The organism is Nocardioides aquiterrae, from assembly GCF_039526625.1.
GTDB lineage: Bacteria > Actinomycetota > Actinomycetes > Propionibacteriales > Nocardioidaceae > Nocardioides > Nocardioides aquiterrae.
In genome coordinates this window covers 1-11,978 of sequence record NZ_BAAAJE010000027.1, presented here as the reverse complement: position 1 = coordinate 11,978, position 11,978 = coordinate 1, and the positions used below count along the sequence as shown (strand labels likewise).

The window sequence follows — 11,978 nt, the reverse complement described above, 5'->3', positions numbered from 1 at the left end:
CCGAAGTTTCGGCCGACAAGTACAGGTTTCCCCGGTCGACCGGGGAAACCGACGCCCGGCCCCTACGCGGTCTCAGGCACCGCGTGCAGCGCCACCGGGGCGGCGCCGTTCCTGAGCAGCCGGCGGAACCGGGCGCGGGAGTACGTCGCCGGCTCGGTGGTGCGGACGAAGTCCTGGACGATCCGCGCGAACCGCTGCGGGTGGTCCTTGTGCGGGAAGTGGCCGGCGTCGGGGATCACCTCGACCCGGGCGTTCGGGGCGAGCTCGGCCGCGGCGTTGGCGTGCCGGACCGGGATCACCCGGTCGTCACGTCCCCACACGACCCACATCGGCATCGCCTCGGTCAGGTAGGCCCGGTCCGCCATGGTGACGATCTGGCCCTGCCAGTCGACGACCGCCTTGACGACGTGGCGCACCGCGTGCCGCGCCGCGGGGTCGCGGAACGTGTCGTAGATGTCGGCGACCTCGTCCAGGTCGCGGGTCCGCGACAGGCCGGTCGCGGACAGGGCCCGCAGGCCGGCCATGCCGGCGTGCCGGATACCGGGGAGGGTCAGGACGCTCATCACCTGGTGGAAGCCCGGCGAGCTGATGGCGCGGATCGCCGGCGACACCTCGGGGCCGAGGCCGCCCGAGGCCACCAGCATCAGCCGCTCGGTGCGCTCGGGGTACTGGTAGGCGAACTGCATCGCCACGCCACCGCCGAAGCTGTGCCCGATCACCGTCACCTTGTCGATGCCGAGCACGGTCAGCAGGTCGCGCATGCCGTTCGCGAAGCCGCCGAGCGTGTAGTCGGCGCGCGGCTTGTCGCTCTGGCCGTGGCCGAGCAGGTCCGGGGCGATCACGGTGTACCGGCGCGAGAGCGGCTCGATCACGGACTCCCAGGTCGTGTGGTCGCAGCCCAGGCCGTGCAGGAGCAGCAGGGCCGGCCCGGTCCCGACCTTCACGAAGGCGCGCCGATGGCCGTGGATGGTGACGAACTGGACCTCGTAGCCGCCGGACACGGAGCCTCCCCATGGTGGTACAGCCCCGCGGGCTGGTGTTGTGGATTCAACCAGACGTACCCACGGTACGTATGCCGGAATCCCTTGATTTACCGGGGTTTTGCGCGGTCAGACCGGTCCACTAGCCTCCGAGGGTGACTCGACCCCGGGGCCCGGCACCGCAGCGGGCCGCCGACGCGCTCCAGCGGGCCACCGGGGCCCTCAGCACCGCCGCGATGGCGCGGATGGACCAGGACATGCCCTGGTTCCGCGATCTCAGTGCCGAGGACCGCTCCTGGGTGGGCGTCATCGTCCAGGCCGGCATCCGCGGCTTCGTCGACTGGTACCGCCGCGCCGGTGACCAGCCCGCGCCCGGCGGCACCGAGATGGTGGCCTCGGTCTTCGGGGTCGCACCGCGGGCACTCGCGGGCGTCATCAACCTCCAGCAGACCGTCGACCTGGTCCGGCTGTCGATCGAGGTCGTCGAGGCGAACGTCGACGAGCTGCTCGACCCCGGCGACGCCGCCGACGTGCGGGCCGCGGTGCTCCGGTACGCCCGGGAGGTGGCGTTCGCGACCGCCGAGGTCTACGCCCGGGCCGCCGAGCAGCGGGGCGCCTGGGACGCCCGGCTCGAGGCCCTGGTCGTCGACGCCGTGCTGCGCTCGGAGCCGGACGAGACCCTCCTCTCCCGGGCCAGCGCCCTCGGCTGGGCCGGCCGCGGCGACGTGGCCGTGGTCCTGGGCGCGGTGCCGGCCGACCGCAGCGAGTCCGGCACCTTCGAGGAGGTACGGCGCGCCGCCCGCTCGGCCGGGATGGACGCGCTCTGCGCGGTGCAGGGCGACCGGCTCGTGGTCGTGCTGGGCGGCGTGACCGATCCCCGCGCCGCCGCCGAGCGGGTCACCGGCGTCTTCGGGGACGGCCCGGTCGTGGTCGGCCCGGTGTCCGCGGACCTCGGGCAGGCGCACGTGTCGGCGCGGGCGGCGCTGTCCGCGCTGCGCGCCGCCCCCGGCTGGCCGCAGGCGCCCCGGCCGGTGCGCAGCGCGGAGCTGCTGCCCGAGCGCGCCCTCGCGGGCGACGGGCACGCCCGCCGGCACCTGGTCGAGGAGGTCTACCTGCCCCTCCTGCACGCCCGCGGCACGCTGATCGAGACGATCGCGGCGTACTTCGAGCACGGCTCCTCGATCGAGGCGACCGCCCGGGCGCTGTTCGTGCACCCGAACACGGTCCGCTACCGGCTCCGCCAGGCCGCCGAGCTGACCGGCTTCGCCCCGACCGACGCCCGGGACGCGTTCACGCTGGAGATCGCCCTGGTGCTCGGCCGGCAGTCCGGGCGCACTTTGTAGGAACCCTACAAAGTTCGGTCGGGCGTTTTCGTGCGGGCCGGAGGCGAGGTCGGGGCCCCGGCCCGGCAGAGTGGACCCCGTGCTCGTGATCGTCGCTCCCGGCCAAGGCGCCCAGACCCCCGGCTTCCTCCAGCCCTGGCTCGAGGACCCGACGTTCGCGTCCCGGTTCGGCTGGCTGTCCACGGTGGCGGGGATCGACCTCGCCCACTACGGCACCGAGGCCGACGCCGAGACCATCCGCGACACGCAGATCGCCCAGCCGCTGCTGGTCGCGACCGGCCTCGTGGCGGCGCTGGAGCTCTTCCCGCACCCGGCCGACGCGTTCCAGCAGATCGGGGCGGTCGCCGGCCACAGCGTCGGCGAGATCGCCGCGGCCGCCGGTGCCCGCGTGATCACCGCCGAGCAGGCGATGGTGCTGGTCCGCGAGCGGGGCCGCGCGATGGCCGAGGCCGCCGCGGTGACCCCGACCGGCATGACGGCGATCCTCGGCGGCGACCGCGACGAGATCCTCGCCGCCCTCGACAAGCACGGCCTCACCCCCGCCAACGACAACGGTCCCGGCCAGATCGTCGCCGCGGGCACCACCGCGCAGCTGGCCGCCCTCGCCGAGGAGCCGCCCGCCAAGGCCCGGCTGATGCCACTGAGCGTCGCGGGCGCGTTCCACACCCACCACATGGAGCCCGCCGTCGGCCACCTGGCCGCCCTGGCCCGCTCCGTCTCGGTCCACGACCCGCGCACCCGGGTGATCTCCAACCGCGACGGCCAGGTCGTCCACGACGGCCGCGAGGTCCTGGCGCGCATCGTGGGGCAGATCGCCAGCCCGGTCCGCTGGGACCTGTGCCTGGAGACCATGGAGGACCTCGGCGTCACCGGCATCCTCGAGATGCCGCCCGCGGGCACCCTCACCGGCATCGCAAAGCGCGCGCTCAAGGGCGTCGAGACGTTCGCGCTCAAGACCCCCGACCAGCTCGACGACGCCCGCGCGTTCTGCGCCAAGCACGGCGAGGCCTCGAACATGGAGACCTCCCCGACCTGGCGGATGGTCGTGTCCCCGGCCAAGGGCACGTTCCACCGGTCCGACGAGGCCGCCGCGCTCGACGTCCTGCCGGCCGGTACGACGATCGGCGAGGTCGCCAGCCTGCGCGACCGCAGCCCGATCAGCGCGGCGCACGGCGGTCAGGTGGTCGAGTGGCTGGTCGAGGACGGCGACCTGGTGTCGCCCGGCCAGCCGCTGCTCCGCCTGCACCCCGAGGGAGGACAGTGATGATCGCCCAGACCACCGGAGCCCCGCACGCCGCGATCCTCGGGATCGGCGCCTACCGCCCGTCGCTGGTGATCCCCAACTCCGAGGTCGTCGAGGCCATCGACTCCAGCGACGAGTGGATCCAGCAGCGGTCCGGGATCAAGCAGCGCCGCTGGGCGACCCCCGAGGAGACGGTCCAGGCGATGGCCGTCGGCGCCTCGCGGACGGCGATGGAGCGCGCCGGCGTCGACGCCAAGCAGATCGACTGCGTGATCGTCGCGACCGTCACCCACATGTTCCAGACCCCGGCCGTCGCGACCGCGATCGCCCACGAGCTCGGCACCGACCAGGCGGCGGCGTTCGACATCTCGGCCGCCTGCGCGGGCTTCTGCCACGGCGTCGCCCTGGCGGCCGACCTGGTCCGCGGCGGCAGCGCCGGCCACGTGCTGGTCATCGGCGTCGAGCGGCTCTCCGACCTGACCGACGTCGGCGACCGCGGCACGGCGTTCATCTTCGCCGACGGCGCGGGCGCCGCGGTCGTGGGCCCCAGCGAGACCCCGGGCATCGGCCCGGTCGTCTGGGGCTCGGACGGCGAGCAGTTCGACCTGATCCGGCAGAAGGAGGACTGGCGCGACGTCGTCGCCAGCGACAACCCCCAGATGCCGCACCTGATCATGCAGGGCAACGCGGTCTTCCGGTGGGCGTCGTTCGCGATGGCCAAGATCGGCCAGCAGGCCCTCGACCGGGCCGGTGTCGGCATCGACGACCTCGACGTCTTCGTCCCGCACCAGGCCAACATGCGCATCACCGACGCCATGGCCCGCGCCATGAAGATGCCCGAGCGGGTGAAGATCGCCCGCGACATCGCCGAGCAGGGCAACACCTCGGCGGCGTCCATCCCGCTCGCCCTGGACCGGATGATCGAGGAGGGCGACGCGCGCAGCGGCGACACGGCCCTCCTGATCGCCTTCGGAGCCGGCCTGGCGTACGCCGCGCAGGTCGTCACCGTCCCCTGAAACACCCACGAGCCCAGCACACCAACCGAAAGGGAACACCAGCATGGCCACCACTGAGGAGATCCGCGCGGACCTCGCCGACATCGTCAACGAGGTCGCCGGCATCGACGCCGACGACGTCCAGCTCGACAAGTCCTTCGTCGACGACCTGGACGTGGACTCGCTGTCCATGGTCGAGGTCGTGGTCGCCGCCGAGGAGAAGTTCGGCGTCTCCATCCCCGACGACGAGGTCAAGAACCTCAAGACCGTCGGTGACGCCGTCGCCTTCATCGAGCGCGCCCAGGCCTGAGGCCGCCCACTCTCTAGGAGCACCATGTCGAAGCGAGTCGTCGTCACCGGCCTCGGGACCACCTCTCCCGTGGGCGGCGACGTTCCCACCACCTGGGACGCCCTGGTCAACGGACGCTCGGGCGTCCGGCGCCTGACCGACGACTGGGCCGAGGAGATGCCGGTCAAGATCGCCGGACGCATCGCCGTCGAGCCCACCGAGATCCTCGAGCGGGTCAAGGCCCGCCGCCTCGACCGGTCCTCGCAGTTCGCGATGGTCGCCGCGATGGAGGCCTGGAGAGACGCCGGTCTGGAGGGCGCGGAGGTCGACAACGACCGCCTCGGCGTCGCCATGGCCTCCGGCATCGGTGGCGTCACCACGCTCCTGGACAACTACGACGCGCTCAAGGAGAAGGGCCCGCGCCGGGTCTCTCCCCTGGCCGTGCCGATGCTGATGCCCAACGCCCCGGCGGCGCAGATCAGCCTGTACGTCGGCGCGCGCGCGGCGGTCAACACGCCGGTCTCCGCGTGCGCGTCCGGCAACGAGGCGATCGCCCTGGCCGTCGACCAGATCCGGCTCGGCCGCGCCGACATCGTCCTCGCGGGCGGGACCGAGGCGGCGATCCACCCGCTGCCGATGGCCGCGTTCGCGAACATGATGGCGCTCTCGAAGACGGCCAGCGGACCCGAGGGGGGCGACCCGACCACGGTCTCGCGGCCCTGGGACGTCGCCCGCGACGGGTTCGTGCTCGGCGAGGGCGCCGGCGTGCTCGTGCTCGAGTCCGAGGAGCACGCCCGGGCCCGCGGCGCACGGATCTACGCGACCGTCCTGGGCGCCGGGATCACCGCCGACTCCCACGACATCGCCCAGCCCGACCCCTTGGGCCGCGGCGGCTCCCGGGCGATCCTGCGGGCGCTGGCCGAGGCGGAGATCAGCCCGAACGACATCGCGCACGTCAACGCGCACGCGACGTCCACCCCGCAGGGAGACATCGCCGAGGGCCTGATGCTGCACGCGACGCTCGGGGCGCACGCGACCGAGGTCGTGGTCACCAGCACGAAGTCGATGACCGGCCACCTGCTCGGCGGCGCCGGGGCGCTGGAGGCGGTCGCCACCGTGATGGCGCTCCACCACCGCATCGCCCCGCCGACCATCAACCTGGACAACCAGGACCCGCAGGTGGAGCTGGACATCGCCACCAAGGCCCGCGACCTGCCGCTCGGCGACATCGCGGCGCTCAACAACTCCTTCGGCTTCGGCGGCGCCAACGTCGCCGTCGCGTTCGGGTCGGTCTCATGACGGCCACCGTCGCACAGAGCGGATCCAAGGGGGCCGCGAAGCTCCCCCGCGAGCAGGACCCGCGCAACCCGGTCACCCGGCTCACCGCGCTCCTCGACGAGGGCACGCTCGAGCTGCTCACCCCCGACGACGACTCCGGCATGCTCGCCGCGGTCGGCCAGGTCGACGGGACCCGCGTCGTCGCCTTCTGCTCCGACGCGACCGTGATGGGCGGCGCGATGGGCGACCTGGGCTGCCGGGTCGTCGTCGACGCCTACCACCGCGCGATGACCGACGGCGTGCCGATCATCGGCCTGTGGCACTCCGGTGGCGCCCGCCTCGCCGAGGGAGTGCTCTCCCTGCACGCGGTCGGCCGGATCTTCCACGCGATGACCCAGGCCTCGGGCAAGATCCCGCAGATCTCGGTCGTGCTCGGTCCCGCGGCCGGCGGCGCCGCGTACGGCCCCGCCCTCACCGATGTCGTGATCCTCGGGCCCGAGGGCCGGATCTTCGTCACCGGCCCGGACGTGGTCCGGTCGGTCACCGGCGAGGACGTCGACATGCTCCGCCTGGGCGGCCCCGAGCCGCACGGGCGCCGCTCGGGCGTCGTCCACATCCTGACCGAGTCCGAGCAGGAGGCCCTGGGCCGCGCCCGGACGGTCGCGTCCCTGCTCGGCTCCCAGGGCAGCATGGACCTCGCCGCGGTCGAGGACCGCGACCTCGCCGCGCTGCTGCCCGAGTCCAAGAAGCGGGCGTACGACGTGCACCCGCTGGTCGAGTCGATCCTCGACGAGGGCACCGCACAGGAGCTGCACGCCCGCTGGGCCCCGAACATCGTCACCGCGCTCGGCCGTCTCGGCGGCCGCACGGTCGGCGTGGTCGCGAACAACCCGCTGCGCCTCGGCGGCTGCCTCGACTCCCTCTCGGCGGAGAAGGCGTCCCGCTTCGTGCGCATGTGCGACGCCCTCGGCGTCCCGCTGGTCGTCGTGGTCGACGTCCCCGGCTACCTGCCCGGCGTCGGCCAGGAGTGGGACGGCGTCGTCCGCCGCGGGGCGAAGCTGCTGCACGCCTTCGGCGAGTGCGTGGTCCCCCGGGTCACGCTGGTCACCCGCAAGACGTACGGCGGCGCCTACATCGCCATGAACGCCCGTTCGCTCGGCGCGACCAAGGTCTTCGCCTGGCCGGGCGCGGAGGTCGCGGTGATGGGCCCGGTCGCCGCCATCCGCATCCTGCACCGGCGCCGGCTGGCCGAGGTCGCTCCGGACATCCGCCCCCAGGTCGAGGCCGAGCTGGCCGCCGAGCACGAGCGGATCGCCGGCGGCGTCGAGCGGGCCGTGGAGATCGGCGTGGTCGACGAGGTCGTGGAGCCGGACGTCACCCGCAGCACGATCGCCCGGGCGATCGAGGACGCCGTGCAGAGCGTCGGCGTGCGCCGGGGCGTGCACGGCAACATCCCGCTCTGAGGTGAGCGCCCCGTAACCATGCGACGGGGTGCGCCGTTGGACCTCACATGACGCCCGTCACACGCTCGGGGATCGTGCTCGGGTGCGCCGCGCTCGCTGCCGGCGTGCTGACCGCCGTCCCTGTCCAGGCAGATCCACCACCCGACCCGGTCTCGGGGCTGGTCGGTCAGGTGCTCGGCCATGGTCAGAAGGACGGCGGTCGGCATCAGCGCACGACGAACGAGCGAGGGCACACCGGCGCCCGCGACGGCGTCCTGCGCCGCGGCTGCCACGACTACCCCTACCGGTACGTCGTCGCCGTGCGCAGCAACGACTGGACGCTCGAGACGTTCCTGGACGACCGCACGGGCGACACGGTCGCCTCGGGGGCCTTCGCGGCCGACTCCGACCCCAAGAAGGCCCGTCGGACGTTCCGCTTCTGCCGCTACTCGACGTACGCCGGCAAGTTCAAGATCCGCGCGAAGCTGACCTGGTACAACGACGCCGGCGAGCACGTGGCCTGGTTCGAGCCGACCTACTTCCGGCTGCGGCGGCCGTAGAAGGTCTCGACCCGCCGTCGCGGGTTCGCAGGCTCACCCGCGGGCTCGCTCGACCTCTTCGCGTCGCGCCCCGCTCGCTGCGCTCGCGGGCCGCGGCTCAGACCACCTGGTGCAGCCAGCGGACCGGGGCGCCGTCGCCCGCGTGGCGGAACGTCTCCAGCTCGTCGTCCCACGGCTTGCCGAGCAGCTTGTCGATCTCAACCAGCAGCGTGGTGTCCCCCAGCGCCGCCTTGACGACGGCCGCCTTGAGCCGGTCCTCGGGGATCATGATGTCGCCGTGCAGGCCGGTCACGGCGTGGAAGACCCCGAGCTCGGGGGTGTAGGAGTAGCGGGCGCCCTCGGACGAGGCCGTGGACTCCTCGGTGATCTCGAAGCGCAGGTGGTTCCACCCGCGCAGCGCGGACGCCACGGCGGCCGCCGAGCCGACGTCGCCGGTCCACGACAGCTCGGCGCGGTACGCGCCCGACTGCGCCGGCTGGGGGGTCCAGTCCAGGCTCACGGGCACGCCGAGGACACCGCCGACGGCCCACTCGATGTGCGGGCACAGCGCTGACGGCGCTGAGTGGACGTACAGGACGCCCCTCGTCGCGGTGCGGGTGGCAGTGCGTGCGGTCACCGTGACCTCCTTCATCTCCAGCGCGAGATGCGCCTTCCCCAGCGGTCTCTGCAGAGATGTGCGGTCGAAGTGACAGCGATGTAGTTGTCCCACCATTGTGGCGCATGGGGCGCCTGAACACCAGTGATCAGTGACGAACGGCGGTGGCGCGTCGCGGCCCGAGGTTCATCAGCGTCTCGACGACCTCCCGGGCGATCCCGAGGCCCCCGAGGTGGCTCTCGCCGTCGATCACGCTCATGGTGGCGTCCGGGAGCCGGTCCACGACGTGCTGGCCGTGCCGGAACGGCACGATGTGGTCGTCGTCGCCGTGCCACCACCGCACCGGCACCCGCACGTCAGCCAGGTCGAAGCCCCAGGGGCGGGTGAAGAGGATGAGGTCGTTGACGGGCGCCGAGGTCTGGAACCGGCTGCCGTTGAGGAGGTCGTCGAGGAACATCGCCTTGAACTCCGGCCGGGACAGCAGGTTCTTGTCCCCCGGCGGCTGGACGGCGGCGTACAGGTCGAGCGCCGGCCCGGCGAGCGGCCGCACCAGCCGGATGCCCTGGGTGAGCGCCACGCCGAGCGGCACCCGGGCGAGGACCAGCAACGGCGCCAGCGACACCGCGAGCTGGATGATCCCGCCCTCCGCGGCGTCCTCGCCCTGGGTCGGCGCGACCCCACCGAGCACCCCGACGCCGTGCACCCGCTCCGGCAGGGCGGCGCCGGCCGCGAGCGCGTAGGGACCGCCGCCGGAGAGGCCGATCAGCCGCACGGTGTCGATCGCGAGCGTGTCGAGGACGAGCTCGAGGTCGCGGGTCCAGTCCAGGATGTCCGGGTAGAGGTACGGCGTCGACGACCCGATCCCCGGGCGGTCGAGCCCGATGATGCGGACATCCTGCCGGTCGGCGTACTCACGGATCTCGAGCGGGATCTGACGGCGCGCGCCGGGCGTGCCGTGCATCCACACGATCGCCGGCCCGCGGCGCGAGCCGTACTCGGCGAAGCTCAGCCTGCGGTCGTCGCGCACGGCGACGGTCCCCTCGAGGGCCGGCCGCCGCACGTTGCTCATGCGGCCCAGTGTCGCACCTCAGCGCGCGCGCACCGCTCCGGGATCCACGATGTTGCCGATCTCGCGCACCGCGCCGAGCAGCTGGCCGTCCCCGACCACCGGCGGGCCGTCGACCACGTCGAGCACCACGCAGGTGACGTTGTCCTTGCCCCCTGCGGCGATCGCGGCCTGCACCAGCACGGACGCGGCCGCGTCGGGGTCCCCGGCGCCGAGCAGCTGGGCGATCAGCTCGTCCGGCACCAGGTCGGTCAGCCCGTCGCTGCACAGCAGCAGCCGGTCCCCGGGCTCCACGGGCACCGGGACCAGGTCGACGCCCCGATCCAGGGGATCGCCGTCGACCGAGCGGAGCACCACGTTGCGCCAGGGGTGGCGCCAGGCGGCGCCGGCGTCGAGCTGGCCGGTGTCGACCAGTCCCTGGACGTAGGTGTGGTCGCGGGAGACCTGGATCAGCTCGCCGTCGCGGAGCCGGTAGGCACGCGAGTCGCCGACGTGCCCCAGCACCACGCGCTCGCCGTCGCAGACCAGGGCGGTCAGCGTGGTCGCCATCCCGAGCCGGTGCCGCACGTCAGTCTGCACGCCGCGCTGGACGCTGGCCCGCGCGGCCTCGGCGCCCTCGCGTAGGATCACCTCGGGCAGGTCGCCGAAGCGGGCCAGCGCGGTCGCGGCCATCGCATAGGTCGCGGTCGCCGAGGCGACCTCACCGGCCGCCGCTCCCCCGACACCGTCGGCGACCACGGCGACGTAGGGCCCGACGAACGCCGAATCCTCGTTGTCCGCGCGCACCAGGCCGACGTCACTGACGCCGGCACCCGAGAAACGCAGCATCGAGGTCCTTCCTCGCGACCTGTCGTGGCAGTAAATCTCGCGGAGCGGAGCGGGTCAAGCCTCAGCCCAGGCGAGTCTCGAGCGCCTCGGCCCGGGCGTCGGCGTCCGTGAGCTGCTCGCTGTCGATGGCGTGGGTGCGGTGGAACCACGCCAGCGCCTCCTGGTCCCGGCCGGCCGCCTCGAGGGTGTCGGCGTAGGCGTAGCGCAGCCGCACCACCCACGACGACCGGCTCTTCGAGCTGAGCGGCGCGAGCTCGAGGGTCCGCAGCGCGGCGTCGAGCTGGCCGAGGTCGCGGCGGGCGCCGGCCTCGACGATCGTCATCTCCGCCTTGGCCTCCGGCGCGAAGTTCACGACCGACGGGCTCTTGGCCAGCTTCAGCGCCTCCTGCGGCTTGCCGAGGGCGCGGTGGCAGTCGGCCATGATCGGCAGGTACGCCGTGGCGCCGTTCATCCGCTTGGCCGCCCGGAGCTCGGCGAGCGCCTCCGCGTAGTGACCCGCGGCGTACGCCGCCTCGCCCGTCGCCTCGCGCACGACCGCAAGCCGCGGGGCGCGGGCCCGGGCGGCGAGCGTGTGCTGGTACGCCGTCTCCGGGTCCTCGTCGATGAGCAGCCCCGCCGCGGCCAGGTGCCGGCCGACACGCGCGGCCAGCTTCTCCGGCAGGCCCTTCAGCTGCGCCGCCACGGCGCGGTCCAGCTCGCGTCCGGTGACCTCCGCGGGGAGGTCCGGACCGTCGTACGCCGCCTGCTCGGCGGACCGGGTGGTCTGCTTCTCGACCGGCTTGCGCCAGTCGCCCTTGCGATTCGGCCGCTGGCCGCCCGCCGCACCGCGGGGCTTGTCCGAGCGCGGCTTGTCCGAGCGGGGCTTGTCCGAGCGCGGCTTGTCGAACGACGCCGACTTCCCGGACGCGCGCACGGACGACTTGCCGCCGCTGGCGGGACGGCCCTTGCCTGCAGGACGCTGGGGACGGCGCTGGTCGGCCATGACGGTGATCTCCTCGGGGAGTGTGGGTCGGAGGAACAGGGCCCAAATGCATCGTAGGGGCCACCTGTTGGTGGCCCCTACGACAAAAGTATGTCCGGCGGCGTCCTACTCTCCCACAACCTCTCGGTTGCAGTACCATCGGCGCTGAAAGGCTTAACTTCCGGGTTCGGGATGGGACCGGGTGTTTCCCTTTCGCCATGGCCGCCGTAACTCTATCTGGAGTGCGGCACGGCAATGCCGGCGCACCTCCAAAGCCACTGTTCTGTTGTGGTTGGATCATTCTGGACTCGTGGACGCGAGCGGTGTGTTGTCTTGGTTGAGGGTTTGTGGGACAAGCCCTCGGCCTATTAGTACCGGTCGGCTGGGCATTGCTGCTG

The 11,978-nt window shown here is 73.1% G+C and carries 12 protein-coding genes and 1 rRNA gene; 7 read left to right on the top strand and 6 right to left on the bottom strand.

The genetic code is table 11. The annotated features are described in order from the left end of the window. Positions 1-62: 62 nt before the first annotated feature. Entirely contained in the window at positions 63-1,001 is a 939-nt protein-coding gene (locus tag ABD086_RS21450) for an alpha/beta fold hydrolase (RefSeq protein WP_343910028.1), read from the bottom strand. Positions 1,002-1,135: 134 nt separating this feature from the next. Here ABD086_RS21450 and ABD086_RS21445 point away from each other — a divergent pair, with 134 nt between their 5' ends. The 7 genes from ABD086_RS21445 to ABD086_RS21415 all read left to right on the top strand — a co-directional run bounded on the left by ABD086_RS21445 (position 1,136) and on the right by ABD086_RS21415 (position 8,130). Continuing rightward, on the top strand, positions 1,136-2,323 hold the full coding sequence (locus tag ABD086_RS21445; RefSeq protein ID WP_343910026.1) for a PucR family transcriptional regulator: 1,188 nt from the start codon (positions 1,136-1,138) through the stop codon (positions 2,321-2,323). Positions 2,324-2,402: 79 nt separating this feature from the next. Further along, complete coding sequence (locus tag ABD086_RS21440) at positions 2,403-3,587, top strand: acyltransferase domain-containing protein (protein WP_343910024.1); 1,185 nt, start codon at positions 2,403-2,405, stop codon at positions 3,585-3,587. Beyond that, positions 3,587-4,582 carry a beta-ketoacyl-ACP synthase III gene (locus ABD086_RS21435; protein ID WP_343910023.1) on the top strand — a complete coding sequence of 332 codons (996 nt, stop codon included), beginning with the start codon at positions 3,587-3,589 and terminating at the stop codon, positions 4,580-4,582. The genes ABD086_RS21440 and ABD086_RS21435 overlap by 1 nt, the downstream gene beginning before the upstream one ends. A 43-nt stretch (positions 4,583-4,625) precedes the next feature. Further along, a complete protein-coding gene (locus tag ABD086_RS21430) occupies positions 4,626-4,871 on the top strand; it encodes an acyl carrier protein (RefSeq protein ID WP_011755445.1) in 246 nt (81 codons plus the stop codon). Positions 4,872-4,895: 24 nt separating this feature from the next. Beyond that, positions 4,896-6,149: a beta-ketoacyl-ACP synthase II gene (gene fabF, locus ABD086_RS21425; RefSeq protein ID WP_343910018.1), complete on the top strand. Its 1,254-nt coding sequence runs from the start codon at positions 4,896-4,898 to the stop codon at positions 6,147-6,149. Further along, positions 6,146-7,591, top strand: a complete 1,446-nt coding sequence (locus ABD086_RS21420; RefSeq protein ID WP_343910016.1) for an acyl-CoA carboxylase subunit beta — start codon at positions 6,146-6,148, stop codon at positions 7,589-7,591. Before fabF ends, ABD086_RS21420 begins: the two co-directional genes overlap by 4 nt. A 47-nt stretch (positions 7,592-7,638) precedes the next feature. After that, positions 7,639-8,130, top strand: coding sequence for a hypothetical protein (locus tag ABD086_RS21415; RefSeq protein ID WP_343910014.1), 492 nt, complete (start codon positions 7,639-7,641; stop codon positions 8,128-8,130). A 97-nt stretch (positions 8,131-8,227) separates the two neighbouring features. Here the strand turns inward: ABD086_RS21415 and ABD086_RS21410 are convergent, their stop codons facing one another. The 5 genes from ABD086_RS21410 to rrf all read right to left on the bottom strand — a co-directional run bounded on the left by ABD086_RS21410 (position 8,228) and on the right by rrf (position 11,810). After that, positions 8,228-8,761 carry a DUF3145 domain-containing protein gene (locus ABD086_RS21410; RefSeq protein ID WP_343910012.1) on the bottom strand — a complete coding sequence of 178 codons (534 nt, stop codon included), beginning with the start codon at positions 8,759-8,761 and terminating at the stop codon, positions 8,228-8,230. A 112-nt stretch (positions 8,762-8,873) separates the two neighbouring features. After that, complete coding sequence (locus tag ABD086_RS21405) at positions 8,874-9,794, bottom strand: alpha/beta fold hydrolase (protein ID WP_343910010.1); 921 nt, start codon at positions 9,792-9,794, stop codon at positions 8,874-8,876. 18 nt (positions 9,795-9,812) lie between these two features. Continuing rightward, positions 9,813-10,619 (bottom strand): PP2C family protein-serine/threonine phosphatase, encoded by an 807-nt coding sequence (locus tag ABD086_RS21400; RefSeq protein WP_343910008.1) that lies wholly within the window; start codon positions 10,617-10,619, stop codon positions 9,813-9,815. A gap of 61 nt (positions 10,620-10,680) precedes the next feature. Further along, complete coding sequence (locus tag ABD086_RS21395; RefSeq protein WP_343910007.1) at positions 10,681-11,601, bottom strand: tetratricopeptide repeat protein; 921 nt, start codon at positions 11,599-11,601, stop codon at positions 10,681-10,683. Positions 11,602-11,693: 92 nt separating this feature from the next. Then, positions 11,694-11,810, bottom strand: a 5S ribosomal RNA gene (rrf, locus tag ABD086_RS21390). Between the last annotated feature and the right edge of the window lie 168 nt (positions 11,811-11,978).